The organism is Bacteroides sp. 14(A), assembly GCF_000526555.1.
GTDB lineage: Bacteria > Bacteroidota > Bacteroidia > Bacteroidales > Bacteroidaceae > Bacteroides > Bacteroides cellulosilyticus.
Genome location: NZ_JAGH01000001.1, coordinates 234,008 through 258,733 on the forward strand (window position 1 = coordinate 234,008; position 24,726 = coordinate 258,733).

Below are 24,726 nucleotides of genomic sequence, written 5' to 3' on the forward strand. Positions count from 1 at the left end.
ATGTTATCAGTAATAATAATAATTTCTTTCTTTATGGAATTACCAACTACCATGCTCTTTCTTATGCTCCAGGAAATCAGCTTCCCGGTTGCACTCTCCGTTATAATTCCATTCTATTTCGTCTGTATATTCTTTTCCTTGATGGAGAAGGGATGCTTTCAGTACATTCTTGCCATCGTCCAGCACTACCTTGTCGAATATATAATGTACATCAGTATAACCTTTCCGCACTCCGGTCAATTCTTTCCCGTTCAGATACACCTTGGGGGTACCGATATTGGAATACACTGTAATGGAAGTCTCTTTTTTCTCGCGCACTGCATTCCGGCGCTGTGTCAGGTAAAGAACCGGTTCCTTGCTCCAGTTCGCCTTATACCAGAAATAAGAATCTTTCTTGATTCTACGATCGAAAGTCATCATGCCTTTCATGTTGCGGGCGTCTACACTGCCTCTTTTTGATGTTGGCACTGCAAAGTCGAACATATTCCACAGGTAAGAAGCAATGATGTAAGGATGCTGGGCAATGATGCTCCATTGGTATTCGTGGGTTTTAGTTTGAAATGTTTCCGGATAGAAAGGGCTTGTCCAATTCAGTGCATCGCCCAATATTTCCGTCTGATGTTCTATATTGGCGTCTGCACCATATTCTGTCAGCATCAGGCGTTGCCAAGGATATTCTTTTTCCATTTTCTCTATCCATGGCTTGATGTCTTGTATCTTCCGTTCGTACCAACCGAAGTAACGGTTCATGCCCTGTATATCCGCATTTTGGTTGACGGGGTGATCGGCATGACCGTAACCATTTACCGCAACCGTGTAGCGGTCTGGATCCTCCAGTTTGCAGAGGTCGTGAATGGATTGGGTAAGTGCGGCGGTATAACCATGCGGATGATACACTTCATTATGGATTCCCCATACATAGATGGAGGGATGATTAAAGCTTTGACGGATAAGTTCGCGCATCTGTTGGTGGGCATTGTCCCACTCTTGGCCGCTGACTCGGTTCACGAAGGGGATCTCTGCCCAGATTACCAATCCCAGCGTGTCGCAGCGTGAATAGATGTAGTCAGACTGCTGGTAATGTGCAAAGCGGACGGTGGTTGCACCGATATCCATAATTTGTTCCAAGTCGAAGTCGTGCTCTTTATTGGTGAGGGCGCTACCCAGTCCCCACCAGTCTTGATGGCGGGTTACCCCCAGCATGGGGTACTTCTTTCCATTGAGGAAGAATCCTTTGCCTGCCACGATTTCATACTTGCGAATCCCCAGGGGCTGAATAACTTCGTCTATCACGCGTCCATTCTGCATGAGACGTGAAACGACTTTATACAGATATGGGTCTTCACGTCCTTGCCATAAATGGGGATTGTTCAGTCGGAAGTGTGAGGAATAGTTCTGCACTCCTTGTGGAGTAAGTTCGAAGTTCTGACTATGTTTCTTTACCAATTTGCCGTTCCTGTCGTATATTGCATTCTCTAGTTCCAGTGGGACGGGAGCTAAGGTTGCATTGTCCACCTTTACTTTTACAGTCACTTCGGCTGACTTCTTTGAAACATTTTTCTGGGTAATATACACTCCCGGAGAGGCACAGTCGTTTGCAATGATGCTGCAAGTTTCCGTAACAACCAGCCATACGGGGCGGTAAATACCTCCATAAACACCGAACAAAATGTGGTTCGTGGGGATAACATCGGGACGTGAAGAGTTGTCTGCCTTTACTATAATTTCGTTTTCCTTGCCGAACTTCACTTGCGAGCTGATCTCGCATGCAAAAGCAGAGTAAGCTCCTTTGTGTGTTCCTGCCAGATAGCCATTGATATATACTTCGGCATAAGAACCTACACCCTCGAAGCGTAGAAAGATGCGCTTGCCTTCCATATTTTCGGGGAAAGTGAACTTTTTGCGGTAGTAGCCTACACCTTCATAGAAAGCGGAGGCTTGCTTTTGCATGTCGTCCGCATTCCAAGTATGTGGGATGGATACCTCCTGCCAGTCTGAATTCCATTTCTGTACAGCCTGCAACGCTTCTTTGGAAAACGGACCTTTCTTGAATTCCCAACCGTCGTTGAAGGATGCTACCTCACGTGCACCTATCGTACCGGATATACCTAACATTAGCAAAGCAATCCACAAAAACAATGTATAATTCTTCATGATAGATCTAACTTATTTTACTTCATCTTATAAATCTGACACCCGGACAGCAGGAATGCCCCTGTCCCATATACTTCGGTCATGTCCCGCGTCACTTTACGCGGATCAGCTCCGATGGGTTGTACGTAGCCTAACTTACCATCTGGTTCGACCGCATCTAATAAGGCTTTCCATCCCTTTTCGATGGTTGGCATAAAAGTGGCTTTGTCCAGCACCCCTTCGTTTACGCCATAGGCAAGTGCATAAACGATAAAACCGGTTGCACTTGTTTCGGGCGATGGGTAAGACGCTGGATCGAGCAGGCTGGCATGCCAATATCCATCAGCACTCTGCAGGCTGGCTACACGGGTGGCCAATGCCACAAATAAGTCCTGATAAAACGTGCGTGAGGATTCATCTTTAGGAAGAGCTTGAAGGATTTCGACCAGTCCTCCTAACACCCAACCGTTGCCACGTCCCCAAAACACTTTCTTACCATTAGCTTCGCGTTTGGCAAAATATCGATGGTCACGGTAGAATAAATGCTCTTCTTTATCATACAAATAATTATAAGTGGCCTTGTATTCCTTGTTCAGGAAATCCAGATACCTTTTGTCCTTGGTCAACGCATATAGTTTGGCATATACGGGGGGAGCCATAAACAATGCGTCGCACCAGGACCATCGGTCCAGAGTTTCGAGTTTGCCGTAATCCAGTTCCAAAGTAGTTTCAGCCGGATTTTCTACTACCCAGTTGGCTCGTGCCATGACGGGAGCGATCATCTTCTTATTGCCATATTTCAAGTAAAGGTCGATAAAGGGCTGTCCGACGGCAATAAAATCAGCATGATACATCCATTTACCTATCTGGAAGTGATTACGTTGTCCGATACGGAGCAACCACTGATAATAAGAATCGTCGCTGTCTTCTTTTTCTGTTAGCTCTGCCCAGTCCAACATACCCATGTACAGGGCTGCATGCGTCCAGTCTAAATCATCGTGCTCTGCTCCTTTGTTGGGATTGGCAATCTGCCAGTCAGCCACGCGTTTCATGACAGATTTTACGGCAGTCTTGTCAAAGCTTTGCTGTGCGGCAGCTTGCAGGACCGTTATCAGGAAGAAATAAATAAAAAGAGAAAGCCTTTTCATAACATAATCAGATTAAATAAGAATCAAGTCAAAGCATCACGGTATTTATCAGCGGAACTTACGTTTTCCTCTATCTGTAGTTTGATGACAAAGGGACCTTCGGGGGCTTTTGCGGGCATATCCACATTGTATTCATTGCGGGCGGTTTCTGTCACTGCCACCTCTTTCCCGTTTGTCACAGTTGCTTTCAGAATTTTTGTACCCTTTGGGGTTTTAACCACCAAGTGTTTGGAATAAGGAGGATTGAAGACAATCATATATACCTCTTTTCCCTTGTGGGTATAGTATCCCCAGGGTTGTTTGTCCCAACCGGCGTAATCACATCCGTAGATGCATTCGCCATATTGTTGCATCCATTTGCCAATGGTATCAGCCATTTCTTTTTCTTCCCGGCGGAAGTCACCGTCGGCTTGCGGTCCGAAGTTCACAACCATGTTTCCTCCCATTGAAACGGCATGCACTATGCGTTCCAGTACTTCCAAGGGAGTTTTCACATAGCTCAACGACCAATCTTTGTGATATCCCCATTGATTTTCGGGCAAGGTCATACATGCTTCCCAATCCCAGCGGGTTACTTTCAAGTCTTTCACTGGATCGGGTAGGCGGCGCTCATACCCTGACTCATAATCTCCCATCAAGTGTCCGTTACTGTCGAAGTGTCGCTTGCCGTAATCATCGGCACGTAGTCGACTGTTGATAGTTACGCCCGGTAACAGGTCTTTCAACATTTGTTCGGCATGAGCTGTCCACCAGCCATTTTTCTTGATGCTGGCATCCCATGTGCCGTCAAACCAGAAGTCTTTTACGGTAGGATAACGGGTAGCAAGCTCTTTCAGCTGGTTGTCCGTAAATTCAAGGAAACGCGCAAAAGCAACTTCATCATCTTTCGATTTGATGTCATATCGGTAGTCTGGATGACTCCAGTCCATCACCGAGAAGTAGAAATGAACGTCAATACCTTCATCATTGTAGGCCTTTACCAATTCGCCTAAAATATCTTTCTTATAAGGGGTTTGAGCCACTGTATAATTACTGTACTTACTTGGCCACAGACAGAAACCTTCATGATGCTTGGTTGTGATTTTCACGTATTTCACTCCCATCTTTCGAGCCATCTTTGCCCAAACTTTGGCATTGAACTTTTCTGGATTCCATTGGTCCATCAGCCTCAACCACTCATCTGCAGGAACTTTGGCCCACGACTTCAACCACTCGGCTGCTCCATTGTACATTTTTCCGTTCCATTCTCCTCCGGGAATGGCGTAAAGCCCCCAATGTATGAAAGCTCCCAATCTGTTGTCACGGAATTTTTTCATAGCTGCATCTGAACGTTTACCTAAACGATCGGCACCGTATTTTAAAGGAATTTCCTGATCGGCCGGTAATATTTGTTGTTGCTTTTGAGCAAACGAACCGACAGTCAATAAGGAAAACAAAATGGTTACCTGCAAAATCTTTTTCATGTTATTAAATTTATAAGTTTTTGCAAAGGAAGGCAATTCTTCTTTCCTTGTTTTACTCTATTTGCCATTTGTTTTATCTAAATCGCCTTTGGACAACTTTTTGTGCTTTGCGGCGAAGGATGTAGGTGTTTCACCAAATACTTTCTTAAATGAATTGGTAAAATAGGCTTGACTTTCTATACCTATTTGCATCATCACTTCCCTCATGGTCAGATTTTCCTCAATAATCAATCTGGCAGCTTTGCGTAACCGACAATTCAATACAAATTCTACAACAGACTTTCCGGTCAGGCTCTTAACCTTTGTGTAAAGTTTGCTTCTGCTTATCAACAATTCCTCGGCAATCTGATTGACATCCATTTGAGACTGGTCCATATTAGCCTCGATAAAAGTAATCAGGTGTTTTAGAAATTTACCGTCCTGCTCGTTGGAAGAGAGCTCGCTGCTGTCCGCATAATAATTCTTGGCATAATGTTCCTTCAACTGCTGCTGGTTTCTGAATATGTTTTGGATGGACAATTTTAGATAGGTCAAATCGATAGGCTTTTCGAAATAAAGGTCGGCACCCGAATCCACTCCTTCGATCTTGCTTTCAAGACTAGTTTTGGCTGTCAGTAAAATGACCGGAATATGTGATGTATTCATGTCTTTCTTGATGTCATTGCACAAAGATACCCCGTCTTTGTGAGGCATCATGATATCGCTTATAACCAAATCAAAATCTACATCCTCTATCAACTTCAGCGCTTCAACACCATCTCTTGCCTGCATCACCTGAAATTCATCGGATAGGGATTCGGCGATTAATACCCTCAAGTCATCATTATCTTCGGTAATCAATATTTTTTTCTTGTTTGCGGGCATGAATTCGCTTCCCATATCTTTAATATCGACAGGCAGGGCTTCTTTGTCTGTAATTTCCATGATAGTTTCTTGTGTCGTTTCCTTCTGTTTCATGAAATCAGTTTCGTTGAAGATACTGCTGTCAAGCGGTAAGTATACAATCATGTCCGTGCCCTTTTCCCGCTCACTGTGGATGGAGATAGTTCCTTTCTGTAACAATACCAAGCTCTTTACAAGTGCCAGGCCTATTCCCGTACCCAGGTGGGAGTCGGCGTTTACTGTATTTACCTTATAAAAACGTTCGAAAACACTGCTTATGGACTCTCGGGATATGCCTACTCCCGTATCACTGACGATGATAGAAAAGACATCGTTCGTGCTTTCGCCTACGGTGTAGCTGTTCTTATACAAGGATGTAAAAGCTTTCCTGCAGCGTGTTTCTAAAATAATGCTTCCCCTGTCAGGCGTATATTTGAAAGCATTGTTTAACAAGTTCATGACAATTTTTTCCACTATGTTTTTGTCTATATAAACGTCAGTGGGCATGCTTTCGTCGCATAGTATCTGGAAGTCGATATTTCGTTGCCGTGCATAGTCGATGAAGTCATTGGCGATTTCTTTTATGAAACGGTTGATGTCCAGTGGCTGCAATTCCAGTTTCATCATACCGTTTTCTACTGTTCTAAAATCCATCAGTTCGTTTACCAAATTCAGTAAACGTTGCACGTTGCCGTTCAATATACGATAATAATATTCTTTCAATCCTTCACGTCTCAGTTTGTCCAGTGCAGCAAGGATAAGAGATAGTGGAGTTCGGAAGTCATGTGATATGTTGGTAAAGAATCGTAGCTGTGCCTGATGTATTTGCTCCTTTTGGTCTTTTTCTATATTTTCTTGGTAGAGCAGCATCTCCAGTTTTTTCTTCTCGGCATAGTGATGATACATCAGGTAAGTGATTCCTATTACCGTCAGCACATAAAGGAAGTATGCTGGCAGACTAACCCACGGGGCTACTTTTCTTATCACTTTTATCACCGCGGGCTTGTCACTCCAGATACCGTCATTGTTGGCAGCGTAGACTTCAAAGTAATACGTACCGGCAGGTACTTTCGAGTACATGACTGTGCGCTGTTGTGCATTTGTAGTGATCCAAGAATCACTATATCCTTTCAGCCGGTATTTGAAGCGGTTTTTTTCAGGGATATGATAATTGTCGGAAGAAAATTGAAAACCGAAGTTTACCTGGTCATAATCAAGGATAATACAATTAAGTGTATCGTTGAGTGTATAGTTGGGATGAACCGCTTGGTGGTCAATAAAGAAATCTGATATAATGGCTTTGGGCTTGTAACTGTTGTACGAGATGTTTTTCGGATTGATGACGGTAAAGCCATTTGTTCCTCCGAAATACAATAATCCGTCTCTTCCCTTCATGGATGCCAGTGGGTAGTAAACTTGTCCCTGCGTATTTTCCCTTTTGTCGAATCTCATCAGCTGGTTGTCGGCTATGTTATAGCAAAACAGACCGTTGTCAGTTCCCATCCACACATTCCCGTTGTCATAGCAAATGCTGTAGATGGAGTAGATGTCCTGCTGCAATACATTTTTCAGCGAGATGAAGTGCGAGGTGTTGGTGTCGAACTTAATAAGCCCATTGCCGATGGTGCCGATCCAGATATTGCCGGAATCGTCCAGGCAGAAAGTAAACAGTCCTAGGTATGTGGAATCATTGGGAATGATCTTTTCCACGGCACGTGTGTGCGTGTCCATCTGATAGAGGGCCTCATTGCTGATAGCCCATAGTGTCTTCTCTCCTTGCCTCAGGATGTCGAACAAGTAGGCGTAATCGTGTATGCTATCGAGGCTGAAATGGGTGAACGACTTGCTGTGGAAAGAAAAATAGGATATTTCAGGCTTGTGATACTGATACGATATCCACATACCCGAGTCTCCTTCAAGAACAGTCTTTCGGATATCATCTACCAGCAAGGAACAGGAATCCTTTTTGGAATGTTTGTAATTGATTGCCTTATTCTGTCTGGAATCATAAAGATCCAGTCCGCCCCTGAATGTCGAAATCCATAGATTGCGTCCGGCGTCAATCACCAGCGATTTTACATTCTTGGATGTAACGTTGTTCGGGAGTGTAAAGCCACTTATTTCTCCGTTGACTTTATCCATCCGGTTAATGCCTCCACCTTCCGTACCTATCCAGATATAGTCCTGCTCCTCGGCGAACGCGCTTACCGGAGCATAATTCAGACCGCTGTTCTGGGTGTGATAAGTTCTGAACGCATGGTTTTCATTTACGTTTACATAAGATAAAGTGCCCGAATAGGTGCCTATCCAAACATTGTCCTGCCTGTCTTCATAGATTTCCCAAATGGAATTGTTCGGTAGACTGAAGGGGTCTGTTCCGGAATGTTTATAAAGTGATAGTTCTCTGCTTGACGGATTGAGTATGTACAATCCGTTTATGGTTCCTAACCAAATATTCCCTTTCTTGTCCACATGAAATGCTCGCAATGAGCTGTCGTCATATTCAGGGAGAGGTTTATAATGGTCTTCAATCTTGAAAGATGACAAGTCAATCTTATATAATCCATCTTTATCAATAAATACCCATAACTTTCCCATATGCGTCTGGGCAAAGCGAATATAACCACTGCCCGTATTGGGGAGCGTGAAACAGAGAACAAACCTACTCTCCGCATAATTGTAACGGTAAATTTCCCGATAAATGAATGTATATAGGTCCTGGTTGTGGAGGCAGAAAACTGGATTACTATAAACAGGAATTTTCTCGTCATAGTAAGGCGTATTGACTTCTCCTGTATTGGAATCCAATATGCTCCATTTGTTTTTAGATCTGATCCAGACATTGTCGGCTTTGTCGACCTTCACTTGAGAAACCGCATCATATATTTTCTCAAACCTATCCGAGATGCGCTTATAACGGTATAGTCCGTTGTTTGTATTTACATATAGATGACCGGAGGCGTCGGATGCTATATTGTTGAATATCCATCTTTTTGTTGGGGCAATCGAGGCAAAATAAGGATAGTACTTTTTATAGTGATAGCCGTCAAAACGGTAGAGCTCGTAGTCCATCATTACCCAGATAAAACCTTCTATGTCTTGCTCTATCGCCTTTATTCCATCATAGTAGAACCCTCCATCGGGCGACATGGTTCTGAACTTATACTTTTCAGTGGCAAAGGAAGCTGATGCTTGATAAATGAAGACCAGAAAGAGTAATAGGTATTTGCTTTTCATACATAAACTATCGGAATAAAGATTATTCGGCGGATTCTGAAAAATATAATGGCAAGTTATCAAGAAAACCTTGAATGTGCAAGAAAGAAAACGGAAATATTTTATAAGAAATTATTATCGTTGAAGAAAGAGGGAAATCTCATAATAAGATTTCCCTCGACACTTTAACAAAAGTAATTATCTGTTGTAAATGAATACCTGTAAGTCTCCCACGGAAACGTTTCCGGTTTCTGAGTAATCCCAGTCTGTATAGCCGCTTCTCAGATGCCCTTTGATAAAGGTTATTCTAATGTATTGGGCTTCCGTAGGTTCAACTTGGAACAACTGGTAATCATCCACCTTCAAGGCTTCTGTTACATATTCGCCTAGATCTGTCCATGCGTCACTTTCCACCTTTTTGGCTTCTAATTTGAAAGTGTGACATTGCAGATGAGAATAATTCAGATTACGGTGCCTGTAACCTAATTGACCGAATTTGATGATTTGCCCCAGATTGAGATCCAAGTAGCACACCGGATCATAAATGGGACGAGTGATGATCTCGGGTGCCCAGAATGTTGAATTCTTATCATCGAACAGGTTTTTCATGTCGCCTTCCTTGGTTCCCAGATTGGATGAGTAATTCCAGTTGTCCGAGAAGGGGAAGCCTACATACATAGGAGCTTCTGCGGCAACCTTTACTCTGCAAGTAGCCGTTTGTTTCCCTCTGTCGTTGGCGGTTATATAAATATCGGTGGTTTGTCCCACTTCTCCTATTACGGTTATCAAACCGTCTTGGTCTACTGTAGCCACAGTTTCATCTGCAGAAGAATAAGTGACGCTCTTGTCGGTAGCATTGTTTGGATTAATGGTTACATACTGGGCCAAATTGAAGGTCTTTCCATTTTCCACTTCCACACTCTGTCCGGCAGACTGAATCGTGATACTCGAAACAAGTACTATCTTACTGATTACTCTGATCGGGTATCTGACAAATGTGCCCGAACCGTCGTCAACTCTTACAATAATGGTATCCGTACCCAACGGAAATGGAATGTTTCCTTCGGCAGGTGTGGTCAGTTTAGGGGTAATCAAGCCGTCCGCGCTTAAGTCGATGGCACCCGAAGGCTCTCCGGCAAAGTGGTAGCTGACGGCATTTTCTCTCGCACTTTCGGGCATGATGAACGGTTTCAGTTGCACGGGCTGTCCTTCCGTCACGTCGACCCCGAAAACATCGCTTTCAAGGTTTGTTGCATTTTCAACGGTAATGGTCACCGCTTTACCAAAGTCATCGTCGTCGCATCCCGTAAACAGTGCCCCGAACGAAAGCATTCCTGCTAAGAAATATATATTTTTTTTCATGATCTTACGCTATATTTATCGGTTATCTATTAATGTCTTTCCAACCTGGATTCTGCGTCAGCAGCGGATTCATAAGCATCTCGTTTAAAGGGATCGGATAATAGTAACGTTTGTCATCCCAAGGTCGCACGCCTTTGATAACAGTGGTTGAGGTAGGATAAGGAATGATGAAACCGTCATCGTCTACAATCACCTTATTACCTACCTCTCCTATAGGAACTGTTACTTTGTAGGGATAATCCTTATATACTTCATCGTTGCGGTTTTTGCTGTACAATTCTATTTTCTCCTGCGTCATCTTCATTCCTCTTACGGGGACCGTGAACAGCTTACCGGCTTTCCATCTCATCAAATCTTCGTAGCGCATGCCTTCCATCATTGTTTCCACACGGCGTTCACGTCTGATTTCGCGAATTATCGGAGTAACGGAATAATCCAGATACTTTGCATAGATGGCGTCCAGACGTGGGTCAGCAGGTATGTTGGTTAGAGTCAGCTTGGCATTGGGGTATTTGGCAAAATCAAATCCGGCTCTTTCTCTTAAGGCATTGACGGTGATCTCCAAATCGTCGTTGGTAATTTCACCTAATTCCGCTCTGGCTTCGGCGTAAATCAGCAACAACTCTCCATAGCGGAACATGTGGGCTGTTTGCACACCTTTTGGGTTAGCTTCCCATTCAGCGTAATCGGGCATCCAGTGTTTGATGAATCGATAGCCGGTTACCGTTGAATTGTACTTCTTCATTGGAGAACCGCCACCTGTATCATACGTAATCATTGGATAGATGATACCGGATTCTTCCAAAGAATATGTATTATCGTCCGCATCAAAGATGGACGCATATTCACCCGGTCTGCAAACAGTTTGCGTCAAGCGGGGATCACGGTTGTCCAACTCCTCCCACATTCCGTCATATCCTTTGAACAGCGGGTTTACCTCGTAGCTGCCTTCTACACCTCCTATATAGATGGGACGTCCGTCTTCGCACAGATAGTCTTCGAGCATAGTTACGGGAGCACCCATGCAATAGCGTGTGTGGTTGTTCATTCCCCAATAACGCGGATTGTCATGTCCCAGTTTAACACCGTCGTATACACGTGACAGGATGGTTTCGTTGTTACCCTCAGTTTCGGGAGAACCTTTTTGTACGAACAGTTGCCAATAAGAATCTTTTGCTGTAGGATGTTTGAAAAGGGAGTATCTGTTCTTCTCGATAATCGTCCAGGCAGCATCACGACTCATACCCAATAATTCGTTGGCTGTAGATTGCAGATTCAATTCTGTATGATATTTCCGGAAGGTTCCTTCGAACAAACAGAAGCGGGCTTTTAAGAATAATGCCATATCTTTGTTGATATATCCACAGGAATTGTCGTTATCCTCCAAATTTTCAATGGCAAGGTCAAAACACTTCAGGATATTGGTAACCAATTCCGTGCGTGGCATGCGGGAGCCGTAGAGTTCCGGTGAACTTGTATCCAGTTCCTTATCCAACCAAGGCACTTCACCCAGAGCCACCAGTTTGATGTAATAGTCCCATGCCTTGAAGAAATAGGCCTGAGCTGCATATTTCTTCAATGTTTCCGGATCCCCTACTTCCGCATAATGATTCAGGAAGTAGTTCACCTTGCGAAGTTTTTCCCACTGCCAGGGCGCATCAAAATTCTTTGATGCTGTGTTCGGAGTGTCATAAGTACCGCCTAATTTAGCATCGATATTACCCGCATATACAGTATTGTCGCTGAATGCATCTCCAAAAATAATCTGGCTGCCTGCCTTTACCGCCAAGAAACCTTTATCGTGCGAGGTATTGTTGGTTCCACTCACTCCATGTCCGTATACATAATATCTGTAAATTCCGTCCAAGTACAGCTGTAAGTCGGCTTCTTTTGTAAAGAATGTACCGTCAGCCATGTCATCTATCGGATCTCGTTGCATGAAGTCGTCATTACAAGACGACAAAGATGCCACCAAGGTCACAAGTAAAGCTATAATTGAATATTTCTTCATAATCTCTATTGATTTAAAACGTTAAAAACCTACTTGAATACCTACGCTGAATGTCCGTTTCGGAGGATACGCATCGGAGAGATAGTCAGCATCATAATACTTGGGCATATCCGAAATAGTAAACAGATTATAGGCGGCTAAATTCAATCTCAATTTCTCCAAACCGATTTTGTTGATTAAAGCTCTCGGGAATGTATATCCCAGAATCACTTGTTTCAATTTGATATAGGAAGCATCAAGCAAATAACCTGTTTGGGGGTAACTACCTGTACCGGAACCATACATCGGGAATTTGGCATCTGTTCTTTCGGGAGTCCAGGAGTTGTTGTATACTTCCCATGAACCGGCTCCGTTGCCCCAATAACTGGAAGTAGACGACAACCAATAGTCTCGTTTGCCCACACCTTGGAACATCAGATCGAGATCGAATCCTTTGTACTGGAAGTTGGCGGTGATGTTGTAGCGATAGCGTGGTGCATTGTTGCCAATCACTTTTCTGTCACCCGGATCGTCTACGGTATTCAAGCCGGTAGTGATGACGCCGTCGTGATCCAAATCTTGATACCAAATGTAGCCGGGATAAGCCTGTCCGCCTTTGAAATAGGGGCCATGATACAGCGGTTTCCCATTTGCGCCTACACCGTCGAAGTCACCTTCCTGAAGGATACCTCCGGTTACGTATCCCCAGATATCTCCTACGGTATATCCCTTATACAATACACCGTCACCAATCTTATTCGTAGGGTTGGAAGGGTAGCTCACCACTTTGGCCTTATCATCTGAGAGTGCTACGCCTACGCTATAACGGAATCCGTTAGCCAGTTTGTCAGACCATTTTGCCTGGAGTTCAAATCCGGTGGTTTTCAAGATACCTGCATTCTCGAAGGGCAAGTCATCGTCACCGATCAATGCCGGGTAATCCTTTCCACCCGGTATCAGGATGTCGGTCACTTTTCTTTCGAATATGTCGGCGGTGAATGTCAATCGGCTCTGCAAGAAAGTAAAGTCGAAGCCAAGGTTCTTGGTAGTCGATTTTTCCCAAGTCAAATTAGGATTGATTAATGAAGGAGTATTGATACCAGTAGGGTAACGTGTTCCATCAAACAAGAAATATCCCTCTGAAGTACTGAAAACGGATTGATATGGGTATTCCGAATCGGGCTGGCTGCCCAAACGTCCCCATGAGGCCCTGATCTTGAAGTTGTCCAGCCAGTCCTTCGACCATTCCATGAATTTCTCTTCTGATACTCTCCATCCCAATGATACGGTGGGGAAGAACTGGAAGCGGGAATCTTTCGGGAACTTGGAACTACCGTCATAACGGGCATCCAGTTCTATCAAATATCTGCTCATGTAGTTGTACATGATACGGCCGAACAATGCGCGTGAAGCAATTTCATGATGAGAATTGGCAGAGGTGTTTGCCGTAACATCTTGCACCAGCTCGGGATTCAGGATGTACGGATCGAGCATGCTTTTCAGGTAAAGAGTAGAACCGGCATAAGATTCTTCTTCTTGGTTAAGGCCTAATAACACGGAAACATTGTGCTTTTCCTTGAAAGTTTGGTTATAATCCGCATACACGTTGATAGCATATCTATCCGTGGTAGAACGTGTGACTTCACCCGTATTTTCGGTTGCCCAGCGAGTTTCGAGAGCGGTCCATGAATTGTTTACACGCGCCTGTTTCGGATGAGTCTTTTCTTTTTGGTAAGTAGTGGGAGCCACAGATAGATCCGCCTTGATTTTCAATATCTTGGGGATGATTGTGAACTCGGGACTGATGGAAAGAATTGTTTTTCGTCTGGAACTGATATTACGTCCGCCCGCATACAAATAGCTTACGGGATTTTCTGTCGGGTGATTCGGTAGAAAATCGTCTGGTCCTGTCAATACAGGTTGATAAATAAAGTTCTCCGGATAGTAGGATTTGGCATAACTCCAAAGGTTCATACCATCTGTTTGTTGCGTAGGACCTTCATAATCGAACACATTGTATGAGGCTTTGGCAGCTACATTGAACCACTTCGTAACTTTGGCGTTAATGCTGAGCATGGCATTGTATCTTTTTAATCTGTCGGTTTTAATTTCATACATACCTTTTTGGTCTTGCATACCCAGAGAGATATAATAACTGATTCTGTCACCACCACCACTGATAGAGAGGTTATGCTTTTGAGTCGGAGTCCAGCTTTTCACTAACTCTTTGTAAGGATTCGTGTTGCCTACCCATTGTATGGCATCCCCCTCCATAAAATAAGGCTTGTTGTTCACAGGATCTTTCATGTAGGCCATCATGTGATCCAACATGTCTCTGTCGTGTTGGGAATACTCAGCGATAGTACCAGTCCAAACTTCTTTGTCCCTTAACGCTTTATAAATATAGTATGAATCCAAAATGTCAGGCAATTCATAAGGCTGATCGAAAGCTAAATTGTAAGAGTAGTCGATTTTCGCTTTCTGATTGTAATTACCTCCTTTGGTAGTTACCAGTATCACGCCGAAGGTGGCTCTTGTTCCATAAATAGCGGCGGCGGAAGCATCTTTCAGGAACGACATGTTGTCTATGTCATTCGGATTCAACTGATTCAAGTCTTCAGCAGTGATTTCCACACCATCCAACAGGATCAGCGGAGAGCCGGATTTCACATCGAACTTGTTCTTGTCATCATTAGATGTGCCTCTCTGGCGAAAAGTAGTGGCACCACGGATATTCAATGAAGGAACTTTGTTTGGGTCGCCACCTTCGATACTGATGTTTAAGCCCGGAACCATGCCTTGCAAGGCTTGTCCGATATTGGCAACCGGCCTGTTTTCCAATGCTTCTGCTCCAACGGAAGCTACAGAAGCTGTCAAATTCCCTTTTTTCTGTGATTGGAAACCGATGACTACTACTTCGTCTATCATCTTGGAGTCTTCGGATAGAGTGACATTTATACTCTTCTGATTACCAACGGTCACTTCTTTAGTAGTATATCCTACGAAAGAGAATGTCAGTACGCTCTTGTTTCCAGGCACGGATACGCTATACTTGCCGTCAATGTCTGTGATGGTACCGGTCCCCGTTCCTTTTACCATTACTGTCACTCCAATCATAGGTTCACCGTTGGTGTCTTTTACAACACCGGTAATTTGCAGTTGCTGGTCAATGCCCATTGCGATACTCTGGACGGCATATACCCTTTGCGACAATCCTGCAGATAAAAAGAAAAAGCATAGGAAAAACATCAAGCATTGATGTTTGTTCCAATCTCTCATTAATGTTTTTACATCTTTCATAATGTTTAAATTAAAATTAACGTCGCAAATCTATGCGTATTAAAATAATACGTTTTACTGATTTAATTTTTTTTTTTTACTCAAATTCAAACCTTAGAGTAATGTGCTGTTAATTAATGAATTATGTGGAGTGACTTGTCTCCGGACTGGACGTTTTGTATGTATAGTGGGAGAGTGAAAGGCAGATAAAGAGCGTCTATACACCCTCTTGCCGTAGTGCTCATATCAAATTGCTGTATACAAATCTGTGTTGCGGTCTTAAGTGTCTAAATGCCATTTTTGGCCCTTTTATTTTTGTACACTTCTTTTGGGTAATATTATATATGTCAGTGTATTAAAGAAAAGAAGTGTACAAAAATGAAATGATCAATATTACTTTATTTTATTCATTTCAGATACAAGAAGAATGTAAATACATCTTTTCTATATAATAATGGAATGCTTTCTCCTGTTTGTTTCACTTTGCTACGTATTTGCAACTTGAGCTCAAGCTAATGAACTTCACTTTGCGAAGACACGACTGTAATATTAGTACACAATTTAATCTTCTATAAAGAGATGCTATATCGCTGTTTTCCTGGCGGTTACAAATTGTTGCTTTTTTGTTGACAAGAAGTTAGGAGTTTGTCGACAAGAAGTTAACTTCCTGTTGACAAACTCCTAACTTCTTGTTGACGGGGAATGACTTGATTTTCTGTTCCTTTACACAAGGAAGGCGGTGAAGGGAGAATTATCATGGAGAAGCGGTATACTAATGAATAAAAAACTGCCCCTTCGGAAATTTCTTCCAAGGGGCAGTCCTTTTTCACTTCGTTTTCTTTTCAGTCTTATAAAGCCTTTCGGTTACTGATAACTCGCATGGCGGCAGTGTACTGCTGACAAGGCACAGACACGTGAATGCCATTACCTTTGTCCTCTGTTGAAGCGGTGATGTAAGCTGACTTCAGCAATTGCTTCACACTTTCCACTTCCCAGGGGCTACCTGCGAAAACGTTAATCTGAGAAATCTTTCTACTTGTAATCATGTGCTTTAAACTTTTTAGTTGTACTTTCCGGTCGCAAATGTAAGTGGTTTGCGGGAAACCGAATAGCTCAAATCGATCAAAAAGTAACATAAAAGGTGCAAACGATTTAGAAGTAGCTTATTCCTCATATTTTTTTCTTATTTCGTATCGTTCTTCCGGATTTCCACACGACGGATCTTTCCACTGATGGTTTTCGGCAGTTCGTCTACAAATTCAATCACACGCGGATATTTGTAAGGGGCTGTCACTTTCTTTACATGATTTTGCAATTCCTTGATAAGTGCTTCTCCCTCTTTCCCTTTATATTCTTTAGCCAGTACGATGGTAGCTTTCACTACCTGACCGCGGATTTCATCAGGTACGCCTGTGATGGCACATTCTATTACAGCTGGGTGTGTCATCAGAGCACTTTCCACTTCGAAGGGGCCGATACGGTAACCGGAACTCTTGATCACATCGTCGGCACGGCCTACAAACCAGAGATAGCCGTCCTCATCTTTCCAGGCAACGTCTCCCGTATAGTAGATATTATTGTTCCAGGCTTCGTGTGTACGTTCCGGATCGCGGTAATACTCTTTGAACAATCCCAGTGGCTTACCCTTGTCTGTACGGATTACGATTTGTCCCTGTTCACCGGCTTCTACGGAACGGCCGTCATTGTCTATCAGGTCTACATCGTATTGTGGATTAGGCAATCCCATACTTCCCGGTTTCGGTTCCATCCAAGGCATGGTAGCAATGGTCAGCGTGGTTTCTGTCTGTCCGAATCCTTCCATCAGTTTGATGCCTGTTAGTTTCTTGAAGGTCTCAAATACGGCTGGGTTCAGAGCTTCGCCAGCGATGGTACAATATTGCAGTGATGAGAGATCGTACTTTGTCAGATCTTCGTGAATGAGGAAACGGAAGATGGTGGGAGGTGCACAGAGAGAAGTTACGTGATAATCCTGTATCTTCTCCAGGATGGCGGCAGGGGTAAATTTCTCGTGGTCATACACAAATATATTTGCTCCGGCAATCCATTGTCCGTAAAGTTTGCCCCATACAGCTTTCCCCCAACCGGTATCGGCGATGGTGAGATGCAGGCTGTTTTCCGTCAGGTTATGCCAGAAACTACCGGTAACGATATGCCCCAACGGATATGTAAAGTCATGGGCGACCATTTTCGGTTCACCGGTGGTTCCGCTGGTGAAGTACATCAGTGAGATATCTTCGTTCGTATTCGGATGTTCCGGCTTCACGAAAGGTGCGGCATTTTCGATCCCTTTGTGGAAATCATCGAATCCTTCGGCTACTTGGGGACCTACACTGACGAGTTTCTTCACGCTGGGGGAATCCGGCATGGCAGCTACAATATGATCTGTGATAACCGATTCTCCTGCACAAACAATCATCTTGATGTCCGCAGCGTTACAGCGGTACACGATATCTTTCTTTGTCAGCAAGTGAGTGGCGGGAATGACGACGGCACCGAGTTTATGTAAAGCTATGGTGCTGTACCAGAATTCAAAGCGGCGTTTCAATATCAACATTACCATATCACCATGGCCGATGCCGAGGCTTTGGAAATACGAGGCGGTCATGTCCGTATAACGTTTCATGTCGGCAAACGTAAATTGCCGGTGTTCACCCTTATCATTAGTCCATAACAATGCAGGTTTGTCAGGTTGTTCGGCAGCCCAGGCGTCTACTACATCGTATCCGAAGTTGAAGTTTTCCGGTACGTTTATTTTAAAGTTTTTGATAAAGTCCTCTTGTGTAGTGAAAGAGGTTTGTGATAAAAATCTTTCTACCATAATTATAGGAATTAAGAATGAGAGATTCCCTTCATTCTCCATTTAGTTGTTACATGATAATTGCCAGGAATCGTACCGTTTTTCCATCCAGTGCTTTCATGCCATGCGGCAATTTTGAATTGAAGTACAGGCTGTCTCCTTCGTTTAGTATAAGCTCTTTGCCATCGATGTTGACCATCATGCGCCCTTCGAGCACAAGACTGAATTCTTGTCCGGCGTGGCTGTTGTAATGTATCGGTTCATCGTCCGGTTTAGGTTCAACGGTTACAATGAACGGATCTACGCTACGGTTCATGAAACCGGAAGCGAGGGCTTGATATTTGTAGGCCTTGGTACGTTCGATGCTGACACCTTTTCCGGCACGAGTCAGGAAGTAGCTGCTCATTTTAGGTTCTTCACCAAACATCAGTGCGTCCAATGAAACTCCGTATCTGCGTGCAATCTTTTGCAACATACTTACGGAGATATCAAAATCTCCCGTTTCGGCAAGACGGTAGTCGTAAGGAGAGATGTCACATTCACGGGCAATGTCTTCAGCGGTCAGCTCCAGTACATCACGAAGCCCGCGAAGGCGTTCTGCTATTTGCTTAATTTGTTCGTCCATGTGGTTGTTTATTTAATGAATTAATTGTTAGTCTTATTGCTTACTTGCTTTGATAGCATTGATGATGGCGGATGTATAACCGTCATGTTCCAGTTCATTGATACCTTTGATGGTAATACCGCCGGGGGTACATACTTTATCGATTTCTACGCTGGGATGCGTATCATTATTCAGTATCAGTTCGGCTGCTCCCTTTACCGATTGAGCCACCATTCTCATAGCATCTTTGGGATAAACCCCCATTTCTATACCGGCTTGCATGGCAGCCTGGATGTATTTCAACACATAAGCGATTCCGCAGGAAGCCATGGAAGTGCAGGCTGCGAATTTTTCTTCGGGGATCAGCATGGCAAGTCCCATCTGATTGAAAATATCCAGCATCAGTTGTTCTTGTTCTTTGGTCGCATTACGACTGGCAATCAGTGTCATACTTTCCATTTCGCTGATGGCGGTGTTAGGAATAATGCGGAACATGGTCATTTCCGGTTCGGGTACGTAGTGAGCCAGCTCTTCAAAGTTGATGCCTGCAGCAACAGAAATGATAATTTGTTTGCTTTTCAGTTTCAGCTCGCGCAGCACACCTTTGATAAGCCACGGTTTCACAGCGAGTATGATGAATTCGGCGCCGATGATGGCTTCCTGATTGTCATGGGTGATTTGTAAAGCAGGAAACTCTGCTTGTAGTTCATCCAACTTTCCTTGTGAGGGATTAGAAACTATGATATCCGAGGCGGGGATAATACTTCCCTTTGCCAATCCACGGGCTATAGAGCCGCCCATGTTTCCTGCTCCGATAATTGCTGTTCTCATATCATTCTGTTATTAAAAGGGTTGTCGATGGGCAAAGGTAGATATTTTTTCTACCTTTCTAACCTAATTGATGTAAAAAAAGTGCTTGTGTATTTAAAACAACAGGCAGCCTTAAGAAACGCTGAAACGCTTGAAGGCTGCCTGTTTATTGCTGATTATGTTATCAAATATACTTTAAAGTACTTTTCTGAAACGTTCGAGGAAGAGATTGGCTTCTTCCATGCTGAGGCAGAGGGGTGGAAGCAGGCGGAGTACATTTGTACCGCTGACACCGGTAAATACATGTTGTTCTTTCAACAGTTTCAGACGAAGTTCCTTTATTGGTTCTTCAAATTCAAGACCGATCATCAGACCACGTCCGCGAACTTCTTTGATCTGCGGGAACTTTTTTAACTCCGTCATCAGATACTCACCTACCTTGGCTGCATTTTCAACCAGATTCTCCTGACCTATTACGTCCAAGACAGCAAGCGCTGCGCTGCATGCCAGGTGATTACCGCCGAAAGTAGTGCCCAACTGTCCGTAAACCGGAGTGAACATCGGACTGATAAGTACACCGGCCATTGGGAAACCGTTACCGATGCCTTTGGCTACCGTGATAATATCTGCTTTGATACCATTATATTGATGAGCGAAGAACTTACCGCTGCGGCCATAACCGCTTTGAATTTCGTCCAGAACCAATATCGTATTATGAGCTGTACAAGCTTCACGCAAAGCCTGCATGAATTCATCTGTCGGCAATTGAATACCACCCACACCTTGAATACCTTCGATAATCACTGCGCAAACATCACCTTTTGCCAGTTCGTTTTTCATAGCTTCAATATCGTTCAGCGGAAGGTAAGTGACATGTCCGCAGTCATTAATAGGAGCTATGATTTTGGGATTATTAGTCACTTCCACGGCAAGTGAAGTACGTCCGTGGAATGCCTTGTTGAAGGAAACCACACGTGTACGTCCGTTGTAGAACGAGGCGAGTTTCAAAGCATTTTCGTTGGCTTCTGCACCGCTGTTAATCAGGAATAAGGAGTAGTCATCATAACCACAAACTTTTCCCAGACGTTCAGCAACCTGTTCCTGTAGCTTGTTAATCACAGAGTTGGAATAAAATCCCAACGTGGCAACCTGGTTGCTGATCATCTCCACGTAATGCGGATGTGCATGACCGATGGAGATAACAGCATGTCCGCCGTAGAGATCGAGGTACTCAGTACCGTTCTCGTCCCACACGTGGCAGCCTTTTCCCTTGACAATGTTGATGTCAAAAAGGGGATATACGTCGAATAAGTTCATTTCTTTAATTCTAAATTACAAAATACAAATTACTTAGAAGGCGCTGGGTTTCAATCGCAAGCCGACGGTTTCTTCTAAATTGAACATCAGATTCATGTTGTGCACCGCCTGACCACTGGCACCTTTCAACAGGTTGTCGATGCAGGAGATGATAAGCAGCTTATCACCGTGCTTTTCCAAATGCAGAAGACATTTGTTGGTGTTCACTACTTGTTTCAGGTCAATGTTCTTTTCTACGATATGCACGAAAGAGTCTTTGGCGTAATATTCTTCGTACATACGGACTATTTCATCCAGTGCAACTTTAGTTTTTACTACGATGGTAGCAAAAATACCACGTGCGAAATCACCGCGGTAAGGGATAAAGTCAATATCCGCATCAAAACTGTTCTGCAATTGCTTCAGAGATTGCTTGATTTCGGGTACATGCTGGTGCTCGAATGCCTTGTAAACACTCATGTTGTTGTTGCGCCAACTGAAGTGACTGGTTGATCCCGGTTTTACACCAGCCCCGGTGGAACCGGTAATGGCATTCACCATGATGTCATTGTTCAGCATCAGATGTTTGGCAAGGGGGAGCAATCCCAATTGGATACAAGTGGCAAAGCAACCCGGATTAGCCACATGCTTTGCTTTGCAGGTAGCGCGACGGTTCAATTCCGGCAAACCGTAAATAAAGTCATGTTCCGGAGAAGCGATGCGGTAGTCCATAGAAAGGTCGATAATTTTCAATTCCTCGGGAAGGTTGTGACTCTCCATGAACTTCTTCGTGTCGCCATGGGCGGTACAGAAGAATAACACGTCAATTTTGTCCAAAGGTAACTCGTCGGTGAAGACAAGGTCCGTTTCGCCGTACAATCCTTCATGTACGTCGGTAATTTTGTTTCCGGCGTTACTTGAGCTGTTGATGAATACGATTTCCGCTTCCGGATGATTGATCAGCAAACGAATTAATTCACCTGCCGTATATCCGGCTCCGCCGATGATTCCTACTTTAATCATGTTAGTTTATACTATTATTCTTTTATCTGTTATACAAGTTCTTTTCCTCGGGAACAATAAGCCACATTATAAGGTACACGGGGATACCGGCAAATACGGTAAAAAACGTCAATAACGCATAGCCGATACGTACGAGTGAAGGGTCGAGTCCGAAATAAGCGGCCAATCCTCCGCAGACGCCGGCAAGCATTCTGTCGCTGCGTGAGCGAGTTAGTTTTTTGTTATTATTATCCATATCTGTTCGTATAATTGTTCTATCCCCTAACCGTTCTCTATGAGAGATGGGTTAGGGGATAGGCTTTTTAGATTTCTTCGTCTTTATGATTGTTATAATATACTCTCAGTGGAGTAGAAGTAACCTTGATGAAACCTTTCGCATCTTCTGCTGTCCAGCCTTTTTGCATTTCGCCATATTCGCCGAACTTCGTTTTCACAAGGTCGTCTTCTGATTCTACACCTACCGTCGAGAAAGATAATGGGCGAAGTTCCAGAATAGCCGTACCGTTTACGTTACGCTGGCTTTCCTGTAGCATGGCTTCGATATCGCGCATTACCGGTTCCAGATATTGGCTTTCGTGCAGGAACATACCGTACCAATTGGCAACCTGGTCTTTCCAGTATTGCTGCCATTTACTCAGTGTATATTTTTCCAGGAATTTATGTGCACCGATAATCAGCATCGGAGCAGCAGCTTCGAAACCTACGCGGCCTTTGATACCGATAATTGTATCACCCACATGCATATCACGACCAATACCGTAAGCAGCACCGATTTCTTCTACTTTCTGAATGGCTTTGATGGGATCATCAAATTTCTCATCGTTCACAGCTTTCAACTCACCTTTTTCGAAAGTAAGACGGAGTTGTTCGCTGCCTTCCTTTACACAGTGTTTCAGATAAGCGCTTTCGGGTAATCCTTGTGCGGAATCCAGAATCTCACCACCGCAGATAGAGGTACCCCACAAACCTACATTGTAAGAGTATTTCAGTTTGGTGAAGTCTGCTGAGAAACCATGTTTGTTCAGATAATCGATTTCTTCCTGGCGGCTCAATGCCATATCACGAGTTAGTGTGATGATTTCCACGCCCGGAGCCAATACAAGGAATGTCATGTCAAAACGAATCTGGTCGTTGCCTGCACCGGTAGAACCGTGAGCGATAGCATCTGCACCGATCTCGTTGGCATAGCGTGCGATGGCAAGTGCCTGGAAGATACGTTCGGAACTTACGGAAATAGGATAGGTACCATTACGCAGCACGTTGCCAAATACCATGTATTTCAAGCTCTTTTCGTAATATTCCTGCGTCACGTCGATAGTGACATATTCTTTTGCGCCCAGTTTATAGGCATTTTCTTCGTTTGTTTTCAGTTGTTCGGGGCTGAAACCACCGGTGTTTGCACAAGCTGCATACACTTCATACCCTTTTTCCTTGGCAAGGTACATTACCGTAAATGAAGTATCAAGACCGCCGCTGAATGCGACTACTACTTTTTTCTTTTCTTCCATATCCTTTGTTTTTTAAATTTTATCATCTTCATGCAGAGCCGGGTCGTAGAGCATTGCTGTGCAGATGCAGAATTTGCGGTTCTTGGCTACTAATATATCATGGTTGATGCAGCCTTCGCAGCCTTTCCAGAAGGATTCGTCATCAGTCAGTTCATTGAAAGTGACGGGAACGTATCCCAGTTCCGTATTCATTTTCATGACGGCGGCTCCGCTGGTGAGACTGAATACTTTGGCGTTGGGCCATCGCAAGCGTGCCAGGCGGAAAGATGCCATTTTGATACGCTTAGCCAATCCAATACCGCGAAAGTCGGGATGCACAATCAAACCGGAAGTCGCAACATATTGTTTGTTTCCCCAACTCTCGATGTAGCTGAAGCCTGCAAACACGTCTCCGCATAAGGCGATGATGGCTTTTCCTTCTTTCATTTTTGTCGCCACATATTCGTGTGTGCGTTCTGCGATGCCCGTTCCACGTACTTTGGCCGCTTCTCTGATGGTATCCAAAATCTTATCCACATAAACTTCGTGAGAGGCGTCAGCCACCATCACGTCCACTTTTTTGGTATCCATTTCTTATTGATTCGTTCTTTATTTATTTAATGTTCGGAATGATTTGCGACAGAAATTCGCGTACTTCGCCATGTGAAGCAGCTTCATGCACTACCAACATGATGGTGTCGTCTCCGGCAATAGTGCCCAGAATGGCGGGACATTCGCGGTTGTCGATGTCGTAGGCCATACTGCTGGCATATCCCGGTCGTGTACGGATAACGGCAATGTTACCGGAGAATTGCAGGGACACGAATCCGCTGGTCATCAGCATTTCGCTGGCACTCTGGTCATTGGAACGTTTGTACATGATGTTGTTGGGTAATACATATACGTATTTCCCGTTCATGTTTGCCGCCTTGGCAACTTTCAGTTGTTTCAAGTCGCGGGAGAGAGTGGCTTGTGTCAGTTCAAAGCCTTCTTTGCTCAGAGCTTGCAGCAGTTCTTCCTGAGAACTGACGTCCTTGCTTGAGATAATCATCTTGATAGCGTCTAACCGATTGGCTTTTTTCTTCATTGTTCTGTATAATTATTCTAAGAATGGTGCAAAAGTAGCGATAATTTTGGAAAGAATATGCATTAAAGAGGGAATTTTTATACTTTTTATACTATGAATGCTGTGCTTTATGCATAAATCGGAGAATA

17 protein-coding genes are annotated in these 24,726 nt (G+C 43.9%); all 17 read right to left on the reverse strand.

What is annotated here, in order from left to right; genetic code table 11:
• Window positions 1–39: 39 nt before the first annotated feature.
• On the reverse strand, window positions 40–2,115 hold the full coding sequence (locus tag K429_RS0100845; protein ID WP_369796065.1) for a glycoside hydrolase family 2 protein: 2,076 nt from the start codon (window positions 2,113–2,115) through the stop codon (window positions 40–42).
• 56 nt (window positions 2,116–2,171) lie between these two features.
• Window positions 2,172–3,281 (reverse strand): glycoside hydrolase family 105 protein, encoded by a 1,110-nt coding sequence (locus tag K429_RS0100850; protein ID WP_007210590.1) that lies wholly within the window; start codon window positions 3,279–3,281, stop codon window positions 2,172–2,174.
• Between the two features lie 23 nt (window positions 3,282–3,304).
• A complete protein-coding gene (locus K429_RS0100855; protein ID WP_025725740.1) occupies window positions 3,305–4,744 on the reverse strand; it encodes an alpha-L-fucosidase in 1,440 nt (479 codons plus the stop codon).
• A gap of 57 nt (window positions 4,745–4,801) precedes the next feature.
• On the reverse strand, window positions 4,802–8,863 hold the full coding sequence (locus tag K429_RS0100860; RefSeq protein ID WP_025725741.1) for a hybrid sensor histidine kinase/response regulator transcription factor: 4,062 nt from the start codon (window positions 8,861–8,863) through the stop codon (window positions 4,802–4,804).
• Window positions 8,864–9,040: 177 nt separating this feature from the next.
• Window positions 9,041–10,204: an Ig-like domain-containing protein gene (locus K429_RS0100870; protein WP_007217090.1), complete on the reverse strand. Its 1,164-nt coding sequence runs from the start codon at window positions 10,202–10,204 to the stop codon at window positions 9,041–9,043.
• A gap of 22 nt (window positions 10,205–10,226) precedes the next feature.
• The gene (locus K429_RS0100875) at window positions 10,227–12,215 is read right to left on the reverse strand and encodes a RagB/SusD family nutrient uptake outer membrane protein (protein ID WP_025725742.1); all 1,989 of its coding nucleotides are present in this window, start codon (window positions 12,213–12,215) and stop codon (window positions 10,227–10,229) included.
• A 21-nt stretch (window positions 12,216–12,236) separates the two neighbouring features.
• Window positions 12,237–15,494 carry a TonB-dependent receptor gene (locus K429_RS0100880; protein WP_025725743.1) on the reverse strand — a complete coding sequence of 1,086 codons (3,258 nt, stop codon included), beginning with the start codon at window positions 15,492–15,494 and terminating at the stop codon, window positions 12,237–12,239.
• Between the two features lie 827 nt (window positions 15,495–16,321).
• Window positions 16,322–16,519, reverse strand: a complete 198-nt coding sequence (locus K429_RS0100885; protein WP_025725744.1) for a DUF2007-related protein — start codon at window positions 16,517–16,519, stop codon at window positions 16,322–16,324.
• A gap of 137 nt (window positions 16,520–16,656) precedes the next feature.
• On the reverse strand, window positions 16,657–18,312 hold the full coding sequence (locus K429_RS0100890) for an AMP-binding protein (RefSeq protein ID WP_007217093.1): 1,656 nt from the start codon (window positions 18,310–18,312) through the stop codon (window positions 16,657–16,659).
• A 49-nt stretch (window positions 18,313–18,361) separates the two neighbouring features.
• The gene (locus K429_RS0100895) at window positions 18,362–18,916 is read right to left on the reverse strand and encodes a helix-turn-helix domain-containing protein (protein WP_007210581.1); all 555 of its coding nucleotides are present in this window, start codon (window positions 18,914–18,916) and stop codon (window positions 18,362–18,364) included.
• Window positions 18,917–18,949: 33 nt separating this feature from the next.
• On the reverse strand, window positions 18,950–19,726 hold the full coding sequence (gene proC / locus K429_RS0100900; protein WP_025725745.1) for a pyrroline-5-carboxylate reductase: 777 nt from the start codon (window positions 19,724–19,726) through the stop codon (window positions 18,950–18,952).
• Window positions 19,727–19,900: 174 nt separating this feature from the next.
• Window positions 19,901–21,022: an aspartate aminotransferase family protein gene (locus K429_RS0100905; RefSeq protein ID WP_007210579.1), complete on the reverse strand. Its 1,122-nt coding sequence runs from the start codon at window positions 21,020–21,022 to the stop codon at window positions 19,901–19,903.
• A 33-nt stretch (window positions 21,023–21,055) separates the two neighbouring features.
• Window positions 21,056–22,024, reverse strand: coding sequence for an N-acetyl-gamma-glutamyl-phosphate reductase (argC, locus tag K429_RS0100910; RefSeq protein ID WP_007210578.1), 969 nt, complete (start codon window positions 22,022–22,024; stop codon window positions 21,056–21,058).
• Window positions 22,025–22,046: 22 nt separating this feature from the next.
• Complete coding sequence (locus tag K429_RS0100915; RefSeq protein ID WP_007210577.1) at window positions 22,047–22,259, reverse strand: PspC domain-containing protein; 213 nt, start codon at window positions 22,257–22,259, stop codon at window positions 22,047–22,049.
• 67 nt (window positions 22,260–22,326) lie between these two features.
• Entirely contained in the window at window positions 22,327–23,532 is a 1,206-nt protein-coding gene (locus K429_RS0100920) for an argininosuccinate synthase (protein WP_007210576.1), read from the reverse strand.
• Between the two features lie 12 nt (window positions 23,533–23,544).
• On the reverse strand, window positions 23,545–24,102 hold the full coding sequence (locus K429_RS0100925) for an N-acetyltransferase (RefSeq protein WP_007210575.1): 558 nt from the start codon (window positions 24,100–24,102) through the stop codon (window positions 23,545–23,547).
• Between the two features lie 22 nt (window positions 24,103–24,124).
• On the reverse strand, window positions 24,125–24,598 hold the full coding sequence (gene argR / locus K429_RS0100930) for an arginine repressor (protein ID WP_007210574.1): 474 nt from the start codon (window positions 24,596–24,598) through the stop codon (window positions 24,125–24,127).
• Between the last annotated feature and the right edge of the window lie 128 nt (window positions 24,599–24,726).

Coding starts and splice junctions, on each gene's coding strand:
- proC (WP_025725745.1), bottom strand. CDS start 19,726: ATGAGAACAGCAATTATCGGAGCAGGAAACATGGGCGGCTCTATAGCC.
- K429_RS0100915 (WP_007210577.1), bottom strand. CDS start 22,259: ATGGATAATAATAACAAAAAACTAACTCGCTCACGCAGCGACAGAATG.
- K429_RS0100885 (WP_025725744.1), bottom strand. CDS start 16,519: ATGATTACAAGTAGAAAGATTTCTCAGATTAACGTTTTCGCAGGTAGC.
- K429_RS0100870 (WP_007217090.1), bottom strand. CDS start 10,204: ATGAAAAAAAATATATATTTCTTAGCAGGAATGCTTTCGTTCGGGGCA.
- K429_RS0100905 (WP_007210579.1), bottom strand. CDS start 21,022: ATGAACTTATTCGACGTATATCCCCTTTTTGACATCAACATTGTCAAG.
- K429_RS0100880 (WP_025725743.1), bottom strand. CDS start 15,494: ATGAAAGATGTAAAAACATTAATGAGAGATTGGAACAAACATCAATGC.
- K429_RS0100890 (WP_007217093.1), bottom strand. CDS start 18,312: ATGGTAGAAAGATTTTTATCACAAACCTCTTTCACTACACAAGAGGAC.
- K429_RS0100860 (WP_025725741.1), bottom strand. CDS start 8,863: ATGAAAAGCAAATACCTATTACTCTTTCTGGTCTTCATTTATCAAGCA.
- K429_RS0100925 (WP_007210575.1), bottom strand. CDS start 24,102: ATGGATACCAAAAAAGTGGACGTGATGGTGGCTGACGCCTCTCACGAA.
- argC (WP_007210578.1), bottom strand. CDS start 22,024: ATGATTAAAGTAGGAATCATCGGCGGAGCCGGATATACGGCAGGTGAA.
- K429_RS0100920 (WP_007210576.1), bottom strand. CDS start 23,532: ATGGAAGAAAAGAAAAAAGTAGTAGTCGCATTCAGCGGCGGTCTTGAT.
- K429_RS0100895 (WP_007210581.1), bottom strand. CDS start 18,916: ATGGACGAACAAATTAAGCAAATAGCAGAACGCCTTCGCGGGCTTCGT.
- K429_RS0100850 (WP_007210590.1), bottom strand. CDS start 3,281: ATGAAAAGGCTTTCTCTTTTTATTTATTTCTTCCTGATAACGGTCCTG.
- K429_RS0100855 (WP_025725740.1), bottom strand. CDS start 4,744: ATGAAAAAGATTTTGCAGGTAACCATTTTGTTTTCCTTATTGACTGTC.
- K429_RS0100845 (WP_369796065.1), bottom strand. CDS start 2,115: ATGTTAGGTATATCCGGTACGATAGGTGCACGTGAGGTAGCATCCTTC.
- K429_RS0100875 (WP_025725742.1), bottom strand. CDS start 12,215: ATGAAGAAATATTCAATTATAGCTTTACTTGTGACCTTGGTGGCATCT.
- argR (WP_007210574.1), bottom strand. CDS start 24,598: ATGAAGAAAAAAGCCAATCGGTTAGACGCTATCAAGATGATTATCTCA.